The sequence below is a fragment of the Afifella sp. H1R genome (assembly GCF_021462425.1).
GTDB classification, from domain to species: domain Bacteria; phylum Pseudomonadota; class Alphaproteobacteria; order Rhizobiales; family Afifellaceae; genus Afifella; species Afifella aestuarii.
This window is the reverse complement of the sequence record NZ_JAKEDY010000001.1, coordinates 1,496,211-1,515,584: the sequence shown is the minus strand read 5'-3', so window position 1 is coordinate 1,515,584 and position 19,374 is coordinate 1,496,211. Positions and strand designations below refer to the sequence as shown.

Annotated in this window: 22 protein-coding genes; 9 read left to right on the top strand and 13 right to left on the bottom strand. The window is 64.2% G+C overall.

Annotated elements, in window-relative coordinates:
* Positions 1-19: 19 nt before the first annotated feature.
* Positions 20-439 carry an organic hydroperoxide resistance protein gene (locus L0F51_RS07235; protein WP_234628549.1) on the bottom strand — a complete coding sequence of 140 codons (420 nt, stop codon included), beginning with the start codon at positions 437-439 and terminating at the stop codon, positions 20-22.
* Positions 440-561: 122 nt separating this feature from the next.
* Here L0F51_RS07235 and L0F51_RS07230 point away from each other — a divergent pair, with 122 nt between their 5' ends.
* Positions 562-1,038, top strand: a complete 477-nt coding sequence (locus tag L0F51_RS07230; protein WP_234628548.1) for a MarR family winged helix-turn-helix transcriptional regulator — start codon at positions 562-564, stop codon at positions 1,036-1,038.
* On the top strand, positions 1,035-1,481 hold the full coding sequence (locus tag L0F51_RS07225; RefSeq protein WP_234628547.1) for a hypothetical protein: 447 nt from the start codon (positions 1,035-1,037) through the stop codon (positions 1,479-1,481). The genes L0F51_RS07230 and L0F51_RS07225 overlap by 4 nt, the downstream gene beginning before the upstream one ends.
* A gap of 90 nt (positions 1,482-1,571) precedes the next feature.
* Here L0F51_RS07225 and L0F51_RS07220 read toward each other — a convergent pair whose 3' ends face one another.
* The 4 genes from L0F51_RS07220 to L0F51_RS07205 form a co-directional block, all read right to left on the bottom strand.
* Positions 1,572-3,056, bottom strand: coding sequence for a PAS domain-containing methyl-accepting chemotaxis protein (locus L0F51_RS07220; RefSeq protein WP_234628546.1), 1,485 nt, complete (start codon positions 3,054-3,056; stop codon positions 1,572-1,574).
* Between the two features lie 108 nt (positions 3,057-3,164).
* Positions 3,165-4,160, bottom strand: a complete 996-nt coding sequence (locus tag L0F51_RS07215; protein WP_234628545.1) for a CAP domain-containing protein — start codon at positions 4,158-4,160, stop codon at positions 3,165-3,167.
* Positions 4,161-4,304: 144 nt separating this feature from the next.
* Positions 4,305-4,907, bottom strand: coding sequence for an EF-hand domain-containing protein (locus L0F51_RS07210; protein ID WP_234628544.1), 603 nt, complete (start codon positions 4,905-4,907; stop codon positions 4,305-4,307).
* A gap of 196 nt (positions 4,908-5,103) precedes the next feature.
* Positions 5,104-5,643, bottom strand: coding sequence for a cytochrome b (locus tag L0F51_RS07205; RefSeq protein ID WP_234628543.1), 540 nt, complete (start codon positions 5,641-5,643; stop codon positions 5,104-5,106).
* Between the two features lie 182 nt (positions 5,644-5,825).
* Here L0F51_RS07205 and L0F51_RS07200 point away from each other — a divergent pair, with 182 nt between their 5' ends.
* A complete protein-coding gene (locus tag L0F51_RS07200) occupies positions 5,826-6,194 on the top strand; it encodes a PH domain-containing protein (RefSeq protein WP_234628542.1) in 369 nt (122 codons plus the stop codon).
* A 206-nt stretch (positions 6,195-6,400) separates the two neighbouring features.
* Here L0F51_RS07200 and L0F51_RS07195 read toward each other — a convergent pair whose 3' ends face one another.
* On the bottom strand, positions 6,401-6,574 hold the full coding sequence (locus L0F51_RS07195) for a hypothetical protein (RefSeq protein WP_234628541.1): 174 nt from the start codon (positions 6,572-6,574) through the stop codon (positions 6,401-6,403).
* 58 nt (positions 6,575-6,632) lie between these two features.
* Complete coding sequence (locus tag L0F51_RS07190; protein WP_234628540.1) at positions 6,633-7,007, bottom strand: hypothetical protein; 375 nt, start codon at positions 7,005-7,007, stop codon at positions 6,633-6,635.
* Between the two features lie 167 nt (positions 7,008-7,174).
* Between L0F51_RS07190 and L0F51_RS07185 the strand changes: the two genes are divergently transcribed.
* Positions 7,175-7,666, top strand: a complete 492-nt coding sequence (locus tag L0F51_RS07185) for a class I SAM-dependent methyltransferase (protein WP_234628539.1) — start codon at positions 7,175-7,177, stop codon at positions 7,664-7,666.
* Positions 7,667-7,759: 93 nt separating this feature from the next.
* Here the strand turns inward: L0F51_RS07185 and L0F51_RS07180 are convergent, their stop codons facing one another.
* Positions 7,760-8,248, bottom strand: coding sequence for a ferritin-like domain-containing protein (locus L0F51_RS07180; RefSeq protein ID WP_234628538.1), 489 nt, complete (start codon positions 8,246-8,248; stop codon positions 7,760-7,762).
* A 424-nt stretch (positions 8,249-8,672) separates the two neighbouring features.
* On the opposite strand from L0F51_RS07180, the gene L0F51_RS07175 reads away from it, so the two are divergent.
* The 5 genes from L0F51_RS07175 (at position 8,673) to der (ending at position 13,893) form a co-directional block, all read left to right on the top strand.
* The gene (locus tag L0F51_RS07175; protein WP_234628537.1) at positions 8,673-9,248 is read left to right on the top strand and encodes an NnrU family protein; all 576 of its coding nucleotides are present in this window, start codon (positions 8,673-8,675) and stop codon (positions 9,246-9,248) included.
* A gap of 64 nt (positions 9,249-9,312) precedes the next feature.
* Complete coding sequence (gene panB / locus L0F51_RS07170) at positions 9,313-10,140, top strand: 3-methyl-2-oxobutanoate hydroxymethyltransferase (RefSeq protein WP_234628536.1); 828 nt, start codon at positions 9,313-9,315, stop codon at positions 10,138-10,140.
* A 125-nt stretch (positions 10,141-10,265) separates the two neighbouring features.
* On the top strand, positions 10,266-11,111 hold the full coding sequence (locus L0F51_RS07165; protein WP_234628535.1) for a tetratricopeptide repeat protein: 846 nt from the start codon (positions 10,266-10,268) through the stop codon (positions 11,109-11,111).
* A gap of 36 nt (positions 11,112-11,147) precedes the next feature.
* Positions 11,148-12,464: a PQQ-binding-like beta-propeller repeat protein gene (locus tag L0F51_RS07160; RefSeq protein WP_234628534.1), complete on the top strand. Its 1,317-nt coding sequence runs from the start codon at positions 11,148-11,150 to the stop codon at positions 12,462-12,464.
* A 22-nt stretch (positions 12,465-12,486) separates the two neighbouring features.
* Complete coding sequence (gene der / locus L0F51_RS07155) at positions 12,487-13,893, top strand: ribosome biogenesis GTPase Der (protein ID WP_234628533.1); 1,407 nt, start codon at positions 12,487-12,489, stop codon at positions 13,891-13,893.
* 49 nt (positions 13,894-13,942) lie between these two features.
* Here der and L0F51_RS07150 read toward each other — a convergent pair whose 3' ends face one another.
* Genes L0F51_RS07150 through alr form a run of 5 tightly spaced genes read right to left on the bottom strand, consistent with a single transcriptional unit; the run spans position 13,943 to position 19,365 of the window.
* Complete coding sequence (locus L0F51_RS07150) at positions 13,943-14,689, bottom strand: SDR family NAD(P)-dependent oxidoreductase (RefSeq protein ID WP_128291451.1); 747 nt, start codon at positions 14,687-14,689, stop codon at positions 13,943-13,945.
* Between the two features lie 2 nt (positions 14,690-14,691).
* On the bottom strand, positions 14,692-16,161 hold the full coding sequence (purF, locus tag L0F51_RS07145; RefSeq protein ID WP_128291452.1) for an amidophosphoribosyltransferase: 1,470 nt from the start codon (positions 16,159-16,161) through the stop codon (positions 14,692-14,694).
* Positions 16,162-16,164: 3 nt separating this feature from the next.
* Positions 16,165-16,788, bottom strand: a complete 624-nt coding sequence (locus tag L0F51_RS07140; RefSeq protein WP_128291453.1) for a CvpA family protein — start codon at positions 16,786-16,788, stop codon at positions 16,165-16,167.
* A 55-nt stretch (positions 16,789-16,843) separates the two neighbouring features.
* A complete protein-coding gene (radA, locus tag L0F51_RS07135) occupies positions 16,844-18,235 on the bottom strand; it encodes a DNA repair protein RadA (RefSeq protein ID WP_234628532.1) in 1,392 nt (463 codons plus the stop codon).
* The gene (alr, locus tag L0F51_RS07130; RefSeq protein ID WP_234628531.1) at positions 18,235-19,365 is read right to left on the bottom strand and encodes an alanine racemase; all 1,131 of its coding nucleotides are present in this window, start codon (positions 19,363-19,365) and stop codon (positions 18,235-18,237) included. Before alr ends, radA begins: the two co-directional genes overlap by 1 nt.
* Positions 19,366-19,374: the final 9 nt, after the last annotated feature.

Sequence of the window (19,374 nt, the reverse complement as noted above, 5' to 3'; positions counted from 1 at the left end):
GAGGTTTTGTGCTTGCCGCTCACTTCGCCTCGACGGTGATCGCTACGTTCACATTGCCTTTGATGGCCCGCGAATAAGGGCATCCCTCATGCGCCGCCGCGACGAGATCCTCGGCCGTTTTCCGGTCCAGACCTTCCGTCTCGGCGATGAGATCGACGTCGAGCCCGAAAGCGGTCTCCGACGCCGCACCCAGGCGCACTTTGACGGTGACCGATGCGCCTTTCAAGGGAAGCTTCTTTTTGCCGGCGAGGAAGCGCATGGCGCTTTCGAAACAGGCGGCATAGCCGGCGGCAAAGAGCTGCTCCGGATTCGTCGCCCCGCCTTTTCCGCCCATCTCTTTCGGCGTTGCGAGATCGACGCTGAGGAGGCCATCCGGCGTCTCGGCGTGGCCCTGGCGGCCGCCAACGGCACGGGCTTCGGTTTCGTACATGATTTTCATGATATTGCTCGTGTTAGATTAAATCGTGCACGATTCATATAGGCCATGAACCCCATGATGCAAGCGGCGCGAGGGGGCAATCGCATATTGACAGCATGCTGCTATAATGTATGTATGCTGTCATGATTGAAAAAGCTCCTTATCCCTTCGAACATCCGCTCAACGCCCTGGTGCTGGAAGTCTTCCGGTTGAACGGGGCGCTCATCGCCTCAGGCGATGCGCTCGTCCGGCCGCTCGGTCTGACGAGTGCCCGCTGGCAGGTGATGGGATCGGTGGCGCAGGGGAGGGGCGGTTTTTCCGTGGCGCAGCTTGCCCGAAACATGGGCCTCACGCGCCAATCGGTGCAGCGCATCGTCGACGAGCTGGTCGGCGACGGCATTTTCGAGCTTGCCGACAACCCGCATCACAAGCGGGCGAAGCTCGTGCGCCTGACCGAAAAGGGGGAAGCGTTGTTCGAGGAGGCGACTGCGCGCTGGCGGCCGCATGCCGACGACCTCGCCGCCGTTCTCGCCCCCGGCGAACTTACGCGGCTGACGGAACTTCTGGCGCAACTCAGGGCCCGGCTGGAAGAGGGGCCGCTTTCTGGAGAGGGACGATGATCCGCAAACTGCACCCCGTGGCGGGAGGGGCCGCCTTCCTCATCATTCTGACGTTCTGGACGTCGACGGTTCTCGCCGAGCTCTTTGGCAGCGCGGCCACGATCCTCGCCGTCAAGACGGCCATCCTGTGGGGCATGCTTGCCCTGATCCCGGCGATGGCGGCGGTCGGGATGTCGGGTTTCCGACTCGGGGGAACGTCGCGCCATCCAAGGATTGCGGCGAAACGCCGACGCATGCCGGTGATCGCCGCAAACGGCCTTTTCGTGCTCGTGCCGTGCGCCTTCTTTCTGCAGGCGAAGGCGGCGGCCGGCGAGTTCTCCGGCTCGTTCATCGCCGTCCAGGGGATCGAGCTTTTGGCGGGTGGGCTCAACCTCGCTCTGATCGGGCTCAGCCTTCGTGACGGTCTTCTCGTCGCGCGCGAACGCCTGCCGCGTCCGGCATGAGATGATTTTTGCTGGTTCCTCGGCGCTGAAATATGAAAGCCGCCTCGCGAACGAGGCGGCTTTCAGACGATTCTTGGCGGCTTGCGGCGATCAGGCGGCGATCGACTGCGAGATTTCCTTGACCTGGCGGGTGGCCTGGTCGATCTGCGCGGCGCTCGATGCGATCTGCGACATGGACTGCGTGATCTCCGAGACGCCCTGAGCTGCCGTGTGCATGTTGGAGGATATTTCGCGCGTCACGGAGGCCTGCTGTTCGACGGCGGCCGAGATGCCGGACGAGATTTCCTTCACCTGATTGATGATCTGGGAGATCGCTTCGATGGCGCTGACGGCGCTCGAGGTCGATCCCTGCACTTCGCTGATCTGCGTGCTGATCTCGCCCGTCGCCTTGGCGGTCTGGCCGGCGAGATCCTTCACTTCGGCAGCGACGACGGCAAAGCCCTTGCCGGCCTCACCGGCGCGCGCTGCTTCGATCGTGGCGTTGAGGGCAAGAAGGTTCGTCTGGCCGGCGATATTGTTGATGAGGTCGACGATGTGGTCGATCTTCTGGGCGGAGGTGGCAAGGCCGGACACGATCCGGTTGGTCTCGTCCGCCTGCTTGACCGCTTCGATCGAAATGGCGAGCGCATCGGTGACGCGGCGGCTGATCTCCGCGACCGAGGCGGCCATCTCTTCGGCGCCGGAGGCCACGGCCTGAACGGTCGTCGAGGTTTCTTCGGATGCGGACGCGGCAGTCGATGCCTGGTGATTGGTGTGCTCGACGGCCTGTAGGATTTCACCGAGGTCGATGTCGATGACTTCCTGCGCCTTGGCCCGGCGGAGACGATCTTTGACCTGCGCCGTGCGGTCGGTGGCAAATTTCACCACTTTGATGACGCGGCATTCGCTGTCGAAAATCGGATTGTACGAGGCCTGGATCCAGACTTCCTTGCCGCCCTTGCCGATGCGCTTGAACTCAGCCGCCTGGAACTCGCCGCGGCGCAGCGCTTCCCAGAAGGCCTGATAGCTCGGGGAGGCGAGCTCGGAGGCCTCCATGAAGATTCTGTGATGTTTGCCCACAATCTCGGAGAGCTCGTAGCCCAGAGCTTTGAGAAAATTCTGATTGGCAGTGATGATGGTGCCGTCGGTTTCGAACTCGATGACCGCCTGGGCTTTGTGAATGGCGGCGAGCTGACCTTCATGATCGAAGCTTTTGAGCTTCGATGCCGTAATATCGCTCGCGAGCTTCATCACCCGATAGGGCTTGCCGTCGCGACCCATGACCGGGTTGTAGGAAGCCTGGATCCAGACGTCGTTGCCGCTCTTGGCTTTGCGTTTGTACTCGGCGGAGAAGAATTCTCCAGCCCGCAGGCGATCCCAGAATTCCCGATAGGCTTTGCTCTCGCGCTCTTTCTCGTCGACGAAGATCGCGTGTTTGCGGCCCTTAATTTCGTCGAGGGTATAACCCATCGTCTTCAAGAAATTGTCGTTGGCGCGAATAATCGTGCCATCGAGCTCAAATTCGATGATCGCCTGCGAGCGGCTGAGGGCGGCGAACTGGTCGCTCAAAGCGTTCATGTTGCGAAGGAAAGCCATGGGTTGCCATTCGGTTTTTCTACCCACCGGATTTGCCCGCGAAAGCTGGTGCGGGGCTTGACGCTAAGGCAACGATCTTCCGAATTGTCTTTCTGTTGCGCAAAAAGCCTATTTTCCAGCAAGAACCGCAACGGCCATCTTCTTGCCTTCGCCATCGGCCGCGATGACGAGGCCAATCCCCGTCAAGTCATTGTTGAGAAGCATGGCCCGGTAGTCGTCGTTCTTGAGCCATTGTCCGAGGAAGAAGCGGACGTCCGCGTCCGTCGCCTCCGTCCCGCATCCGCTGCAACTCCCGGCCACCACCCGGAAACGCCGGAAGGTCGTTTCGTCCGGTAAGGCGGTCTGGAGGTTGCGGAGATCGTCGAGCGATGCGCCCTTCAGTGTCTCGGGCATCATCTCGGAGGCGGTCGCAACCAGAGACTTGTCGGCGAAGACGCTCTTTTCGTCGGAGCGGGCCGCGTTGATGAGGTCTGCGGCCAGTTCCGATTGGGCTTCTGGGGCGAGCGGCGTCGTTTCCGTCGTCTCCCCGTTGCCCTCAGCCGTTTGCGGCGTGCCCGGACCGGCGAAATCCTGCACCGCGTAGCGGCGCCCGTCCAGATTCTCCGCAAGGCCGAAGCCGTATTCCGTGAGGCCTTTGCGCAGGATGTTGGCGCGGTGTTCGCGGCTTTGCATCCAGCCTTCGTGGAGCTTTTCAACCGCGGCCCGATCGGCCGGAACCGGGCAGCCGCGGCAGCTTGCAATGTTTTCGGCGACGAGCCGCCCGGGATTGCCGCCGGCCGCCTGATAGCGATCCATGACGGTGCGCCCCTCGGGCGTGGTGTGGCTGTAGTACTTGCGCTCCAGCATGTCGCGGGCATGCGCCTGCGCCGCCTGGTCCAATATCTCGCTCAGCGTGAGTGGCGGGAGGTGGGCCTCGCTGCGGGCCTCGTTGACGAGGCGCAGGCTTTCCTGCCGCAGAGCATCCATCTCGTTCGGTCTCGCGGCCGGTGTTCTGACCGGTGTCTGGGCCGGTGTCTGGGCCGCAGCCGTATCGAAGACGCCGGCGAAGGCGAGGAGAAGCGCAAACGCAACGGCACGAGCAGAGGTGAGGGCGAAACGAAACATGGGATGCCTTGGACGCAGTGTTGACCCGGGGTCAACACTTCAAATGGCGCCATGCTCCGCGGGGAGGGCGATGAAGTGTCCGTCGAGATTTGGATCCTGCCGCGTGGGCGGCAGGATCGGCGTCAGATGGAGCCGTTTCGACGCTCAGAAATTGCGTGATGCCGCAAACTCCGCCGGCGTCACGCGGCCGTCTTTGTTGTAGTCCGCCGCGGCAAAACGGCTCTTGCCTGAGGCCATGAATTCGTCCCGCGACAGGCGACCATCCTTGTTGGTGTCGGCCTGGGTGAAGCGCGCTTCCTTGCGCTGCGTCATCTGGGCCGCACGCGGGCCCTGGCCGCCGCCCGGACCGAAGGCGAAGCGGACGGACATGTATTCGTCCTTCGTCAGCTGGCCATCGCCGTTGCTGTCCATCGTATCGAAGACGGACTGGTGCCAGGCGGTCGCTTCGTCCAGCGAAATCACGCCGTCGCCATTGGTATCCATGGCGTCGACGCGGGCGGCCATGCCCTGTCCCATGCCCTGTCCCATGCCTTGACCCATGCCGCGGCCCATACCTTGACCCATACCCTGGCCCATGCCGCGTCCCATGCCTTGGCCCTGGCCCATACCCTGGCCCATGCCTTGACCCATGCCTGCGCCGGGACCCTGTTGTGCCCATGCGGGCGACAATGCCATTGCAGCAGCCAGCACAGCGGGCGCCGCAATCTGCACAAATGCCCGTCTCGGTGCGGTGCGATCGTTTCTCATTTTCGCTCTCCTTCCGACACGTGCCCCCTCAGGCCTACATACACCTTCTGCGTGGCATTGCCTTGACGGAAGGCAAGGCGTTCTGCGTCTTATTCACGCGTTCGAATGGAATAATATCAAAAAGAAAGCCGGATGACGGTCGGTCATCCGGCTCAAGTTGGTCCAATGAAAAGGGATATCGGAAAGAGGGGCGCCCTCAGCGGCCGGGCGCCACCATGCGCAAAAGAGACGGGCGCGTGACCCAGAGCTTCAGAGCCCCCAGGACATGCACCAGGAAGAGAACGAGGATCACCTTGCTCGTGACGACGTGCACCGTCTCGAACACCTCGTGCAGGGAATGGTTCTCGGTGAGCGGGCTCGGGATCGTGAACAAGCCAAAGACCGGCAGCGGCCGGCCCGCGGTCCAGATGGTCATCGGGCCGGAGATGATGAGGATGGTCAGGCAGAGGAGAAGGCCGACCTGCACGACCCGTGCGAAAATGCGCAAGGCGGGCGCTTCGTCCGGACTGTCGGGCAGGGTGCTGTAGAGCCGCCAGAGAACCCGCCCCGCCAGAATGACGAAGAGGGCGACACCGACCGATACGTGCAGATCGAGCGCCGCGGTCCTTTCCGGTCCGCGGGGCAGGTCTTCCATCTGATTTCCAAGGAGCCAGAGGGCGATGATGCCCGCGGCTGCAAGCCAATGGATGGCGAGCGAGAGCGCGCCATAACCGCTTCGAGTATCTTCAACCTGCATACGCGTGCTTCCCCTAAGGAATGGCGATGCGGCTGTCATATATCTGAACGCGAATGTCAGCCAGTGAAGCTTTGGTAAGGAAGAAAGCTGCGGCATAAGCAGCGATCGCGGAACATGCCGCAAATCGGGCCGTTTTTCCTGGGACCCACCGCTTTTTGCGACATCCTGCCCCGGAGACCAGAATGCCAAGCCAGGCCGAGCCGCTCTATTCCGCCCATCCCTCGATGTTCAAGTCGAGCCCGCTTCTCTTCATCATCTGCGTCGTCACGATTCCGGTTCTCGTCGGCCTGATCGTGATCATCGGCTGGTACATCAAGACGCGGTCGGAGTTGTTCACGATCACCGCCGATGAGGTGCAGTACGAGGTTGGGCTCTTTTCCAAGCAGATCAAAGAGATGAAGCGCAGTTCCGTGCGCTCTGTGAATGTCGACCAGTCGTTCGTGGACCGGATCGTCGGCGCCGCCAAGGTGACGATCTATTCCGCCGGCGATGAGCCGGAGATCGTCGTCAGCGGCCTGCCGGAGCCCGGACGGCTGCGCGAGCTTCTCTAGAGGAGGGCTTGCGGCGCGAAACCTAGAGGCCGGCGGCGCGACCCGCGCCTGCTGGCCGACTCTCGTCGAATTGTGCCGGGAGAAGCTAGAAAGACAATTATGGCCGAACCATCGGAAGCCGGATCATCCGCCCGGCTGATCCGGGCGTCCAGCTTACCTCACTTTGGGCCGTCGCGATCCGGAGCGGGTGCTCGGTCGGAAAAGGCTCAGAGGCCCGGCTTGCCGCTCGTCAGACCCTGCGCAGCCTTTGCCGAACCAGCCGGCGCCCGGCCTTTTGCCCGCGACACGACCGGGGGGATGCTGGCTGCCAGCTGCCGGTCGGCGTTGTTGCCGTCAAAACGGGTGGATCGCTCCGTGAGAAATGTCTGCGTCGTCTTCATGCTGTTCCCTTTCCAACACTGATCGTGAGGCTTCTCGCGCGGAAAATTTTTCCTCGTTTCAGCCTTCTCCTGCCATGCCCGGAAAGAGCGGTTCCTCCTGACCCGTCTGTCCGTTGATCTGGTCGAGCCAGGCGCGGACATGTTCTTGGGTGTAGGCCTCACGGCTGAGCTCGTTCTCGTCGATGCGTTCCGTGATATCGTCGAAGAGAAGCTCGTGCGTCGTGCCGGAAAAGGCCGCCGCATCGATGCCGTCGGTCGTGCCGATCTGATAATTCGGATCGAGCCCGTGTTCGGTCTTCACCAGGCGAAGCTGCAATGTGTCCGTCGCCGCGCCAAGCGCCTGAGAGGCGAAGTCGAAATTGCGCAAAATGCCGGTGACGAAGGCTTCTGGGTGGTGCAGACGACCGACTTGCGGAATCTGAAAATCACTCATGATGGTCCTGTGGTTGCAGGTCTTCATGGGCAATGGCGGCGGGGCCGCTCCGGTTCCCGAGGAGACCCGCGCGTCGTCGCCGGTTTTGCCGACTTGGCGTCGAGCCCCGTTCATGCCACAGCGGGCTTGCGCCGAACTGAAGGACGCCGAACTGAAGGACAAAGTCGATGAGCCGCCTGGAAAGCACCATCAACCGCCTGATCGCGCAAAAGGTGCTGCTCGATCATGTCGCCAGGCTGATCGGCGCGCGCGAAGGACCGGTCTTCGAGCTCGGTCTCGGCAATGGCCGCACGTTCGATCATCTGCGCCAGATTTTTCCGCAGCGGGATATTTTTGCCTTCGATCGCGCGATCCGCGCGCATGCGGGCTGCATCCCCGATGCGGAGCATATGGTGGTGGGCGATATGCGCGACACGCTGCGGCTCGTGCATCCGCGCGTGCCGGCCAAGCCCGTGCTCATCCATGCGGATATGGGGGCAGGGGATCCAACGGCCGATCTTGCGACGCGGGAATGGCTGTCCCCGCTGGTGGCGGCCTGGGCGGCGGATGGCGGCTATGTGCTGAGCGACAGGCCTCTCGAATTGCCAGGCTTCGCCGAACTCGAGCGCCCGGCCGAGGCGCCCGTCTCGCCGCATATTCTCTATCAGAAGGCCTCCTGAGACCCAGAAGGCAGGGTGAACGCAGACGCAGAAAGCCCCGGCTGAGCCGGGGCTTTGCAGGGTCCGGCAGATGCCGGACGAAGGCGTGGTGGATTAAGCCGCCTTCTTGTTGAGTTCGCTCTCGCCAACCTTGCTGAGTTTGGCGTCGGCGCTCTTTTCTTCCGCAAGGGTTTCGCCGAGCCGCTTCGCGGCTTCCTTGTGGCCGAGACGATTGGCCCAGGCCTCCAGAGTGCCGTAGCGGGCGATCTCGTAATGCTCGACGGCCTGCGCCGCCGCAGCCATCGCCGCGTCACGCGTGTCACCGTCCGAGATCTCGCTCATCAGCTCTTCGGCTTCGGTGATGATGCCCTGGATCGCCTGGCAGGTTTCGCCTTCCGGCTTGACGCTGACGAGGCCGAAGACAGCCTCGAGGCGATCGACGTGGCCCTTGGTTTCTTCGAGATGCGTCTCAAAGAGGTTCTTCAGGTCCTTGTTTGTCGCCTTGTCGGCCATTTTCGGCAGCGCTTCGAGAATTTGCTTCTCGGCGAAATAGATGTCCTTCAGCGTGTGAACGAAGAGTTCTTGCAGATTCTGCATAGCCATTGGTGTCTCCCTGTCTTCGTTATGAAGAAGTCACCAGGAAAACCTTGTGGCGTGGTGGCTCGTTCCGACCGCAGAGGCGTTTTTCGTTTAGCCGTCGTGAGAGGCCGGAACTCCGCCAGGGAATGTGTCAAATGATTGGCAGGGCGGGTGTTTTCGGCTTCGCCGCGGGATCTGGAATGGCGATTTCAGGGGCCGGCAGATACGTGCGAACGCAGGCGCCGACGCGCTCCACTCACGGCAAGTAGTTTTGGTGGAGGCGAGCGTTTTCCGATGCGCGGGTGGGGCGCATGCGTCAGGGAGACACCCCGCCTCATTGTTTGTCGCGGCCAAAGAAGCTAGCCCTTTCTTGAACCGTTCCATGCGGGCCCTTCTCTGCGGGCCGCGCCGGCGGTCCGTTTCCTTGGGCGTTGGGGAGCCTCGTCACATGTTTGTCCTTATCCTGGGCCTCATCCTCTTTCTCGGCGCCCATTCGGTGCGCCTTTGGGGCGAGGATTTTCGTGACCGCATGATCGCCGAGCGTGGCGATGGGATGTGGAAGGGCCTCTACTCGCTCGCTTCTATCGTCGGGCTCGTGCTCATCGTCTGGGGATACGGCCTGACGCGTCTCAACCCGATCGATGTCTGGTATCCGCCGGTCTGGACGCGGCACCTTGCCATTCTGCTCAACGCGGTCGCCTTTGCCCTGGTGGCGCTCAACGGCTCTCCGGGGCCGATCCGCGCCGCCGTCGGGCATCCGATGGTGCTCGGCGTCAAGGTCTGGGCGTTCGCCCATCTCCTCGCCAACGGGCGTCTCGGCGACATCCTCTTGTTCGGCGCCTTCATGGTCTGGGCGATCGTCGATTACGCAGGGTCGCGTCGTCGTGACAAGCGCGAAGGCATCGTGCGCATGGCCGGTCCGTGGAAGCCGGAGCTCATTCGTATGGCGATCGGGCTTGCGCTTTGGCTTGTGTTCCTGCTCTTCCTGCATCAATGGCTGTTCGGCGTCTCTCCGCTCGGATGAGCACGGGCCATGCCGGTGCTCTGATAGGGCGCCCGAAGAGACAGTGACGGATTGAGGAGGCAGCTTGTCCAAACATACGGTTTCGCGCCGTCTGACGGCGGTCGACATCGCGCGCCGCAAAGGCGGCGAGAAGGTCGTCTCGCTCACGGCCTATCACGCTCATACGGCCGGGATCGTCGATCCTTTGGTCGACTTCATCCTCGTCGGTGATTCGCTCGGCAACGTCATGCACGGGCTGGAGACGACGGTTCCCGTCACCCTCGACATGATGATTTTGCAGGGGCTCGCCGTGATGCGCGGCTCGAAGCGGGCGCTCGTCGTCGTCGACATGCCTTTCGGCTCTTATGAGGAAAGCCCGCAGCAGGCGTTTCACAACGCCGCGCGCATCCTGAAAGAAACCGGCGCCGGGGCCGTGAAGCTCGAAGGCGGCGTCCATATGGCCGAAACGGTCGCCTTCATGACCAAGCGCGGCGTGCCGGTGATGGGCCATGTCGGGCTGACGCCGCAATCGGTCAACACGATGGGCGGCTTCCGCGTGCAGGGGCGTTCCGAAGAGGGCCAGAAGGCGCTCGAGGACGACGCGATGGCGATCTCCGACGCCGGTGCTTTCGCCATCGTCATGGAAGGCATCGTAGAGCCGGTGGCGCGCCGCATCACCGAAAAGGTGCCGGCGGTGACGATCGGCATCGGCGCTTCGCCCGCCTGCGATGGGCAGGTGCTCGTGCTCGAAGACATGCTGGGCCTCAACGAATGGGTGCCGAAATTCGTGCAGAAATTCGGCTCGCTCAGGACGCATATCGAGGAAGCGGTGACGGCCTATGCCGAGGCCGTGCGTGAAGAGCGCTTCCCGGGGCCGGAGCACGTCTACCAAGAGACCAAGAAAGAGGCCTGAGGGCGATCCGGGACGGCCGTTGCGCGGTGTGCGCAAAGTGGCTAGGTTCCGGCGCGCTTCGCAAGGCTCAACGTCAATCCACGGAACAATAATCGGCAGGCCGGGACGATTCCCCGAAGAGGTAGATGACCCACGACGACCGTACATCTGACCACTTCATCCGTGAAGTGGATGAGGAGCTGCGCCGCGAGCAGCTGAAGACGCTTTGGGAGCGTTTTGGCTTCGTCATCATTGGCGTCTGCATTCTGATCGTCGCCATCACCGCGGGGTATCGCGGCTATGTGTGGTGGCAGTCGAAGAAGGCGGCCGAGGAAGGCGACCGGTATCTGACGGCGCTCGAAGCCATCGACGCCGGCAATGAGGCGGAGGGGCGCGAGACGCTTGCGGCCCTGGCGAAGGACGGCGGCGGCTACGGCATGCTCGCTCGTCTGCGCAACGCCGAGATTCTGGCCAAGACCGACGAGACGGCCGCGATCGCCGCCTACGACGAGGTGGCGAACGACGGCGGCGTCGCGCCGGTGATGCGCGATCTGGCGCGGGTGCGGGCCGGGCTCCTCGCCCTCGATGCGGGCGACCTCGACGGTGCGGAAAGCCGCGTCGCGTCTCTCGACGAAGCCGGCAATGCCTGGCGCCACACGGCGCGGGAAATCCTCGGCATGGTCGCCTATCAGCGGGACGCGCTCGAAAAGGCCCGCGATTATTTCGTGGCGATCGACCAGGATGTGCAGGCCCCGCAGGGCGTGCGCAATCGCGCCGGCCTGATGATCAGCGTGATCGACGGGCAGCTTGCGCCTTCTCCTTCGGCGGACGCAGCGTCCGGCGACGACGCACCCGAGGCGGAGGCTCCTGTCTCCGGGGACGCAACGGGTGACGCAAGCGGGCCCGCATCGGCGGACGAGGGCGCGCAAAATACCGAAAACGGGTCTGCCGACGCGAACAGCGGCGCATCCGACACACAATCGACGCAATAGAGCCGTTTTGAGCGAGCGAGAAAGCGGGCGGGAATCATGACCACGCAAACGAAATTCGCGGTCCGACTTGCGGGCATCGCTTTGACGGCAGCACTGCTTGCAGGCTGCAGCAACTTCACGAATCCCTTCAGCAGCAAGGAAGAGATTCTGCCGGGCGAACGCCGCGCGATCGCCGGTGTCGACGACGCAGACCGAGCCGCCGGCTCGCCAGCGGTCGGCGGGGCGAGCGCGATGCAGGACTGGACGCAGCCCGGCGGCAACGCCGCCAATGCGCCCGGCAATGTGGCTCTTTCCGGCAATGCCTCACAGACGGTCTTCCGTGCGCGGGTGTTCGGCACCGGCAAGCGCGCGGCGCGTGCCTCGGCCGCTCCGCTCATCGTCGGCGGCAACATCTACGTCTACGACGCGGCTGGCACCGTGACGGCCCTTTCGACGGGCGGCGGCAAAGCCTGGTCGGTCTCGCTTGCACCTGAGAAGGAAAAGAGCCGTTCGCCGGGCGGCGGTATCGCCTATTCCAATGGCATGGTGATTGCCGCGACCGGCTATGGCGAGATGGTGGCTCTCGATCCCGCGACCGGCGGGCGCGCCTGGTCTTATGACCTCAAGGCGCCGGCACGCTCGGCCCCGACCGCGGCAGGTGGCAAGGCCTATGTGGTCACTTCCACCAACGTTCTTCACGCCGTCAATCTGGCCGACGGTTCCGAAGCCTGGACCTATCCGGGCATTCCGGAAAATGCCGGCGTGCTTTCGGGCGCAAGCCCGGCCGTTGTCGGCAACACGGTCGTCGTGCCTTATTCGTCGGGCGAGGTGATCGCGTTCGATGCCAATAAGGGCGATCTCAAATGGGCCGATGCGGTCATTCGCTCGACGCGCACGCTCGCCGTCTCCGGCCTGACGGATGTCGCCGCGAGCCCTGTCGTTTCCGACGGTGTCGTCTACGCCACCGGCGTGTCCGGGCGGACGATCGCCGTCAAGCTTTCCAACGGCGAACGGCTCTGGGAACAGAATCTCGGCGGTTCGTCGACGCCTGTCGTCTCCGGCAACGCGCTCTTCCTGATCGATCTGCAGGATCACATGGTGGCGCTCGACCGGCGCACCGGCAAATTGTTCTGGGAGACCGAGCTGCCGGTGGTGCGCAAGAAGCGCTTCTTCTCCACCTGGGTCGGGCCGATGCTCGCGGGCGGGACGCTGTGGGCGGTTTCAAACGACGAGAAGCTGATCGCGGTCGATCCCGCGAGTGGCAAGATCGTCGGCGAGCGCTCCATCCCGGCAAAGGGTCTCCAGCGCCCGATCGCGGCCGGCGGCAGGCTCTATATCGTGACCAGCGACGGATCCTTGTCCGCGCTGCAATAAGAGAGACGGGGCGGCTTCTGCGATGTCTTTGACCGTCGCCCTCGTCGGGCGCCCGAACGTCGGCAAATCGACGCTCTTCAACCGCCTCGTCGGGCAGAAGATCGCGCTCGTCGACGATCGGCCCGGCGTCACGCGCGATCGCCGCGAGGCTCCGGCCAAGCTCGGCGATCTCGATTTCATCCTGATCGATACGGCCGGCCTCGAGGACGCCGCCGACGAGACGCTCCAGGGGCGCATGCGTGCGCAAACGGAGCGGGCGATCATCGATGCCGATATCTCCGTTTTCATGGTCGATGCGCGCGTCGGGATCACCCCGGACGACGAGCATTTCGCCCGGCTGATCCGCCAGGGCGGCAAACCCGTCGTCCTCGTCGCCAACAAGGCCGAGGGACGTGCGGCGGAATCCGGGCTCCTCGAAGCCTATTCGCTCGGCTTCGGCGAGGCTGTCGCGGTCTCGGCCGAGCATGGTGTCGGGCTTCCGGACCTTTATGAGGCCGTCGTTGCGACGCTCGGTGAGAAGGCCGCCCTTTATCTTCCCAAGGAAGAGACGGACGAGGATGGCGAGGACGAGGCAGCCGAGGGCACGGGCGAGGAAACCCGCACGCTCAAACCGATCCGCGTTGCGATCGTCGGACAGCCGAATGCCGGCAAGTCGACGCTGATCAACCGGATGATCGGCGAAGAGAGACTTCTGACCGGACCGGAAGCCGGGATCACGCGCGATTCGATCGCCGTCGACTGGACCTGGCGCGGGCGGCCGTTCCGGCTCATCGATACGGCCGGGATGCGGCGCAAGGCGAAGGTCATCGACAAGCTCGAAAGGCTCTCTGTCGGGGACGCGCTGCGCGCGATCCGCTTTGCCGAGGTCGTCATCATCGTCATCGACGCGACGATGCCGTTCGAAAAGCAGGATCTGCAGATCGCCGATCTCGTGGCGCGCGAGGGGCGGGCCCTGGTTCTCGCGCTCAACAAATGGGACGAGGTGCGCGATCCAGACGGGCTGCGCCGCGAATTGCAGGCCGATCTCGCCGAGACGCTCGTTCAGGTGCGCGGCGTGCCGCTCATCCCGATCTCGGCGCTCACCGGTTCCGGCATCGATCAGCTTCTGGAAGGTGTCTGCCGGATCTACGAGACGTGGAACCGGCGTGTGGCGACGGCGGCGCTCAATCGCTGGCTCGATCATCTGATCGCGCGCCATCCGCCTCCTGCCGTGGCCGGCCGGCGTCTGAAGATCAAATATCTGACGCAGTCGAAGACCCGGCCGCCGACGTTCTTTCTCGCCTGTTCGCGGCCCGAGGCTCTGCCCGAGGCGTATAAGCGCTACGTCGTGAACGGCCTCAGAGAGGATTTCGACCTCAAGGGCGTGCCGATCCGGCTGATGACGCGCGGCGCCAAAAATCCGTATGAGGGAAGGGGCCGGAAAGGCTGAACGCCTCCGGCCTTTATTCAAACTTCGGTGCAGATCTCAGGCCCGAGGCTCAGGCCGGGGCGTGGAAGTCCTGAAACGCCTTGGAGCGGAAGTCGAAGAGGACATCGGTCCGCTCGAAATCGGGTGCAGCGAGCTTCACGAGATGCGGTGCGATCTCGGACGGATGCGGCAGCGTCTCGGGATCTTCGCCCGGCATCGCTTGTGCCCGCATCGCCGTGCGCATGGCGCCCGGATCGACCATCACCACCTTGATCGGGGAATTCTGCGTCTCGTGCGCATAGGTGCGCGCCAGGGCCTCGAGTGCTGCCTTGGAGACCGCGTAGGGGCCCCAGAACGGCTTCAGGCTGTGGGCGACGCCCGATGAGATGAAGATCGCCCGTCCGGCCTCCGAGCGCTTCAGAAGCGGATCGAGCGAGCGGATGAGGCGCCAATTGGCGGTGACGTTGATCGCCATCACCTTGTCCCAGTCCTTCGCCTGAACGTGACCGAGCGGCGACAGGGTGCCGAGGATGCCGGCATTGGCGAGGAGAATGTCGAGGCGTCCCCAGCGCTCGTTGATGGCGCCGCCGAGACGGTCGATGCCCGGCCCGTCGGTCAGGTCGAGCGGCACGAGCGTGGCAGCGCCGCCGGCGGAGCGAATCTCGTCGTCGAGCTCTTCAAGCGCGCCTTGCGTGCGGGCGACGGCAACGACATGGGCGCCGGCCTCGGCCATGGCTTTGGCGGCGAAATAGCCGATGCCACGCGTCGCGCCGGTGACGACGGCGATGCGACCGGCGAGCGGTTTTTGGTCAGTCATGATTATCCGGCTTCAGACAACAGGTTGAGCTGGCGGACCGTGCCGACCGATTCGCGGTCGGTGAGGCGCGTCGGATATTCGCCCGTGAAGCAGGCGTCGCAATATTGCGGCTGCGCCGCGTTGCGGGCCTCTTCGCCGACGGCCCGATAAAGCCCGTCGATGGTCAGGAAGGCGAGGCTGTCGACGCGGATGAAATCGGCCATTTCCTCGATCGACATGCGCGAGGCGAGGAGCTTCGCCTTTTCCGGCGTATCGACACCGTAGAAGCAGGGATTGGTCGTGGGCGGGCTCGCGATGCGCATATGCACTTCGGCGGCGCCGGCATCGCGCACCATTTCCACGATCTTGAGAGAGGTCGTGCCGCGGACGATGGAATCGTCGACGAGCACCACGCGCTTGCCCTTGAGGATCGCCGAATTGGCGTTGTGCTTCAGCTTCACGCCCATATGCCGGATCGAATCGGAGGGCTCGATGAAGGTCCGGCCGACGTAATGGTTGCGGATGATGCCGAGCTCGAAGGGGATGCCGCTCTCTTTCGCGAAGCCGATGGCGGCCGGATTGCCGGAATCCGGGACCGGAACGATGAGGTCGGCCTCGGCTGGTGCTTCGCGGGCGAGCTCCATGCCGATCTTCTTGCGCGATTCGTAAATCGACGCCCCGGCGATGACAGAATCGGGCCTGGCGAAATAGACGTGCTCGAAAATGCAGAAGCGCGGGCGCTCCCGCTTGAAGGGCCGCAGCGAATCGATCGAATGGTCGGTGATGACGATCATCTCGCCCGGCTCGATCTCGCGCACGAACCGCGCGCCGATGATGTCGAGCGCGCAGGTCTCCGAAGCGAGCACATGGGCGCCGTCGAGATCGCCGAGAACCAGCGGGCGCACGCCGAGCGGATCGCGGCAGCCGATCATCTTCTTTTCCGACAGGGCGACCAGCGAATAGGCGCCCTCGATCTGGGTGAGCGCATCGATGAGGCGGTCGATCAGCGGCGCCTTCTGGCTCGTGGCGATCAGATGGATGATCGTCTCGGTGTCGGAGGTCGACTGGAAAATCGAGCCGCGGTTTTGCAGGTCGCGCTGCAAGGTGCGGGCATTGGTGATGTTGCCGTTGTGGGCGACCGCGAAGCCGCCGCCGGCGAATTCCGCAAACATCGGCTGGACGTTGCGCAGAACCGGGGCACCGGTCGTGGAATAGCGGTTGTGGCCGATCGCCTTGTCGCCCTGCAGGCGTGCGATCACCTCCGGCGCGGTGAAGTTGTCGCCGACATGGCCGATGTGGCGCTCCACATGGAACTGGCGCCCGTCATAGGAGATGATGCCCGCCGCCTCCTGGCCGCGATGCTGGAGCGCATGCAGGCCGAGCGCCGTCAGCGCTGCAGCCTCGGGATGACCGAAAATGCCGAAGACGCCGCATTCCTCGTGGAACTTGTCGTCGCCGGTGCCCTGGAAGGGATGTGCGGGAAGGATCTGCATGGCCTATTGCGAGAGCTGGCGGTTGAGGGCGTTCTGATCGTCGGCATCATAGGAGCCGGCGGAACCGGTGGCATCGCTGGCGTTGCCTGCGGGCTGGGCACGGCGCTCGGCGTCTTCCTGACGGAAGCGTTCGATGATCTCCGCTTCCGGATCTTCCGGCAGCGCGTTCATCAGATCCTGACCCATGGAATCGAGCCAGGGTTTGGAGCGCGCATCGGCGATCCAGGTCGGCTGATGCTCGGGCGAGATGAAGAAGTTGAGGAAAAGCACCGCGATCACGACGAGGAGGAGGCCGCGCGCCGCTCCGAAAACGAAGCCGAAGGTGCGGTCGAGAGGACCGGCCTTGGAATCGAGAATGAAGTCGGAGATGCGCATCGTCACCAGCGAGACGACGATCAAGGTGATGAAGAAGATGCCGGCCACCGTCAGGCCGAGCGCCACCGTGCGGTCATCCACATATTGCTGGGTGTAGGGCAGGAGATCCTGCCAGAACATATAGGTGACGATCGCTGCCACCACCCAAGAGGCGATGGAGAAGACCTCACGGGTGAAGCCGCGGATCATGGCAAGAACCGCAGAAATGAACATGATCAGCAGGAGAACGCCGTCGAGTAGCGTTATCGGCATTGCAGGTGGTTCCCTCGTCCGCGATAGATGACGGCGCGTCGTGGCATCGCCGAGCTCACTGATGGTTGCGGTCCCGGCCGCTTTGTTCCTGGGCGCGTGCCGCAAAGGCGGCCACCATATCGGCCAAGGTCGCGATCTTGTCCAGAGCCAGCCCGGTCACTGTGTCCTCGCTGCCCGCTTCGGGCAGAAATGCTGTGCGAAAGCCAAGTTTTTCCGCTTCCTTCAGCCGCTGTTGGCTTTGTGCGACGGCACGGATGGTGCCCGAAAGGCTGACCTCGCCGAAATAGATACTGTCGGGCGGCGTCGCAACCCCGGTGCGCGAGGAGATGAGCGCGGCCGCAATCGCCAGATCGGCGGCCGGCTCGGCTATGCGAAGCCCGCCGGCGACGTTGAGATAGACGTCGAACTGGCCGAAACGAAGGCCGCAGCGCGCTTCGAGCACAGCCAGAAGCATGGCGAGGCGGTTGGGGTCCCAGCCGACGACGGCGCGCCGCGGCGTGGCGAGGCTCGATTGCGAGACGAGCGCCTGTACCTCCACGAGGAGCGGCCGCGTGCCTTCCATGCCGGCGAAGATCGCCGTGCCCGGGCTTCTCGCATCGCGCTCGCCGATGAAGAGATCGGACGGGTTAGCGACCTCGCGCAGGCCGTCGCCGGCCATCTCGAAGACGCCGATTTCCGAGGCCGGGCCGAAGCGATTCTTGACGGCCCGCAAAAGACGGAAGCGGTGGCCGGCGTCGCCTTCGAAATAAAGCACCGCGTCGACCATGTGCTCGACGACGCGCGGTCCCGCGATCTGGCCGTCCTTGGTGACGTGCCCGACGAGAACGACGACGGCGCCCGTCGATTTGGCGAGGCGGATGAGATTTTGCGAGGCAAGCCGCACCTGGGTGACCGTGCCGGGCGCGCTTTCGGCGAGATCCGTCCACATCGTCTGGATGGAATCGACGATGACGACATCGACCTTCGGCCCGGTCTTCAGCGTCGCCAGAATGTCTTCGATATGGGTTTCCGCGGCGAGCTGCACGGGCGCATCGACGACGCCGAGACGCTCGGCGCGCAGACGCACCTGGTCGATCGCCTCCTCGCCGGAGATATACACGACATGCCTTCCGTCGCGGGCGAGCGAGGCGGCGGCCTGGAGGAGAAGGGTCGACTTGCCGATGCCCGGATCACCGCCGACGAGAAGGGCCGAGGCCGGCACGAAGCCGCCGCCGGTGACGCGGTCGAGTTCGGCGATGCCGCTCGTCAAGCGCGGGGGGCTCTCCGTCTTGCCCGAGAGCGGACGCAGCGCGACGACATTGCCGCGTCCTGCGGCCGTCGAGGCGGGGGCGGCCGGGCCTTCCTCCTGCAGCGTGTTCCATTCTCCGCAGGCGTCGCAACGCCCCTGCCAGCGCGGCCAGACGGCCCCGCAATTCACGCAGACATATTGCGTTTTCGGGCGCGCCATCAGGAGGGGCCGCCGCTTTCGACGCCGCCGATGTAGCGGCGATGGGCGCGGCGGGAGAGATTGGTCAGAAGCTCGTAGGAAATGGTGCCGGCATGGCGCGCGACAGCATCGATATCGACGTTCGGGCCAAAAAGCTCGGCCGTCTTGCCGGGAAGCGCGAGGCCTTCCGGAATGTCGGTGACGTCGACCGAAATGAGATCCATGGAGATGCGCCCGAGCAAGGGCGCAAGATGCCCGGCGATGGAAACGAGGGCGCCCGACGCCATGTCCGAGGAGCCGGCGGCGCGCAGATAGCCGTCGGCGTAACCGGCGGAAAGGATGGCGATGCGCGTCGTCCGCCGCAGGGTTTCGAGGGCGCCGTAGCCCACTGTCTCGCCGGGATGGCCGGTGCGCACCTGCAGGATGCGCGCTTCTGCCGTGACCACCGGGTCGGAAACCGCCTCCGGATGCGAGGCGCCGCCATAAAGGGCGATGCCCGGCCGGCAGAGCTCGTGGTGATAGGCGCGCCCCATATGGATGCCGGCCGAATTGGCGAGCGAGGCGCGCGGCAGCCGGAGCAGCGCCTTGGCATGTGCGAAGCGCTCGCGCTGCCTCTCGTTCAAGGGCTTTTCCGGCTCGTCGGCGCAGGCGAGATGGCTGATCATGAGATCGATGCCGGGTCCCGGGCCGCCAGCCTCGGCAAGCGCTTCGGTGTCGGCAAGCGACAGGCCGAGGCGGTTCATGCCGGTATCGACGTGAAGCGCGGCCTTGTCGCGACCGGGCCATTTGCGCCAGCTCTGAAGCTCGCCGAAATGGCCGAGGACCGGAGAAAGGCGGGCCTCGCGGTAGAGCTCCGCCGCTTCCGCGAAGAAGCCGGCAAGCACATAGATCGCGGCCGTCTCGGAGGGATCGTAGGCTGCCAAAGCGGCACGCAGGGCAGCCCCTTCTTCCGGGACAGCGACGAAAAACGTCCGGCAGCCCGCTGCAAACAGGGCCGGCCCGGTCATCGCGATGCCCGTGCCATAAGCATCCGCCTTGACGACGCCTGCGCATTCGGCCGGCGCGACGAGGTCTTTCAGCCGGCGCCAATTGCCGACGAGGGCGTTCAAATCAATGGTCAGGCAAAGACCGGCGGCCGCCTCTTGGCTCACGTCTCCAAC

Bases quoted from the DNA above. Each gene is read 5' to 3' on its own strand.
- L0F51_RS07235 (WP_234628549.1), bottom strand. From the start codon at position 439: ATGAAAATCATGTACGAAACCGAAGCCCGTGCCGTTGGCGGCCGCCAG.
- L0F51_RS07230 (WP_234628548.1), top strand. From the start codon at position 562: ATGATTGAAAAAGCTCCTTATCCCTTCGAACATCCGCTCAACGCCCTG.
- L0F51_RS07225 (WP_234628547.1), top strand. From the start codon at position 1,035: ATGATCCGCAAACTGCACCCCGTGGCGGGAGGGGCCGCCTTCCTCATC.
- L0F51_RS07220 (WP_234628546.1), bottom strand. From the start codon at position 3,056: ATGGCTTTCCTTCGCAACATGAACGCTTTGAGCGACCAGTTCGCCGCC.
- L0F51_RS07215 (WP_234628545.1), bottom strand. From the start codon at position 4,160: ATGTTTCGTTTCGCCCTCACCTCTGCTCGTGCCGTTGCGTTTGCGCTT.
- L0F51_RS07210 (WP_234628544.1), bottom strand. From the start codon at position 4,907: ATGAGAAACGATCGCACCGCACCGAGACGGGCATTTGTGCAGATTGCG.
- L0F51_RS07205 (WP_234628543.1), bottom strand. From the start codon at position 5,643: ATGCAGGTTGAAGATACTCGAAGCGGTTATGGCGCGCTCTCGCTCGCC.
- L0F51_RS07200 (WP_234628542.1), top strand. From the start codon at position 5,826: ATGCCAAGCCAGGCCGAGCCGCTCTATTCCGCCCATCCCTCGATGTTC.
- L0F51_RS07195 (WP_234628541.1), bottom strand. From the start codon at position 6,574: ATGAAGACGACGCAGACATTTCTCACGGAGCGATCCACCCGTTTTGAC.
- L0F51_RS07190 (WP_234628540.1), bottom strand. From the start codon at position 7,007: ATGAGTGATTTTCAGATTCCGCAAGTCGGTCGTCTGCACCACCCAGAA.
- L0F51_RS07185 (WP_234628539.1), top strand. From the start codon at position 7,175: ATGAGCCGCCTGGAAAGCACCATCAACCGCCTGATCGCGCAAAAGGTG.
- L0F51_RS07180 (WP_234628538.1), bottom strand. From the start codon at position 8,248: ATGGCTATGCAGAATCTGCAAGAACTCTTCGTTCACACGCTGAAGGAC.
- L0F51_RS07175 (WP_234628537.1), top strand. From the start codon at position 8,673: ATGTTTGTCCTTATCCTGGGCCTCATCCTCTTTCTCGGCGCCCATTCG.
- L0F51_RS07165 (WP_234628535.1), top strand. From the start codon at position 10,266: ATGACCCACGACGACCGTACATCTGACCACTTCATCCGTGAAGTGGAT.
- L0F51_RS07160 (WP_234628534.1), top strand. From the start codon at position 11,148: ATGACCACGCAAACGAAATTCGCGGTCCGACTTGCGGGCATCGCTTTG.
- der (WP_234628533.1), top strand. From the start codon at position 12,487: ATGTCTTTGACCGTCGCCCTCGTCGGGCGCCCGAACGTCGGCAAATCG.
- L0F51_RS07150 (WP_128291451.1), bottom strand. From the start codon at position 14,689: ATGACTGACCAAAAACCGCTCGCCGGTCGCATCGCCGTCGTCACCGGC.
- purF (WP_128291452.1), bottom strand. From the start codon at position 16,161: ATGCAGATCCTTCCCGCACATCCCTTCCAGGGCACCGGCGACGACAAG.
- L0F51_RS07140 (WP_128291453.1), bottom strand. From the start codon at position 16,788: ATGCCGATAACGCTACTCGACGGCGTTCTCCTGCTGATCATGTTCATT.
- radA (WP_234628532.1), bottom strand. From the start codon at position 18,235: ATGGCGCGCCCGAAAACGCAATATGTCTGCGTGAATTGCGGGGCCGTC.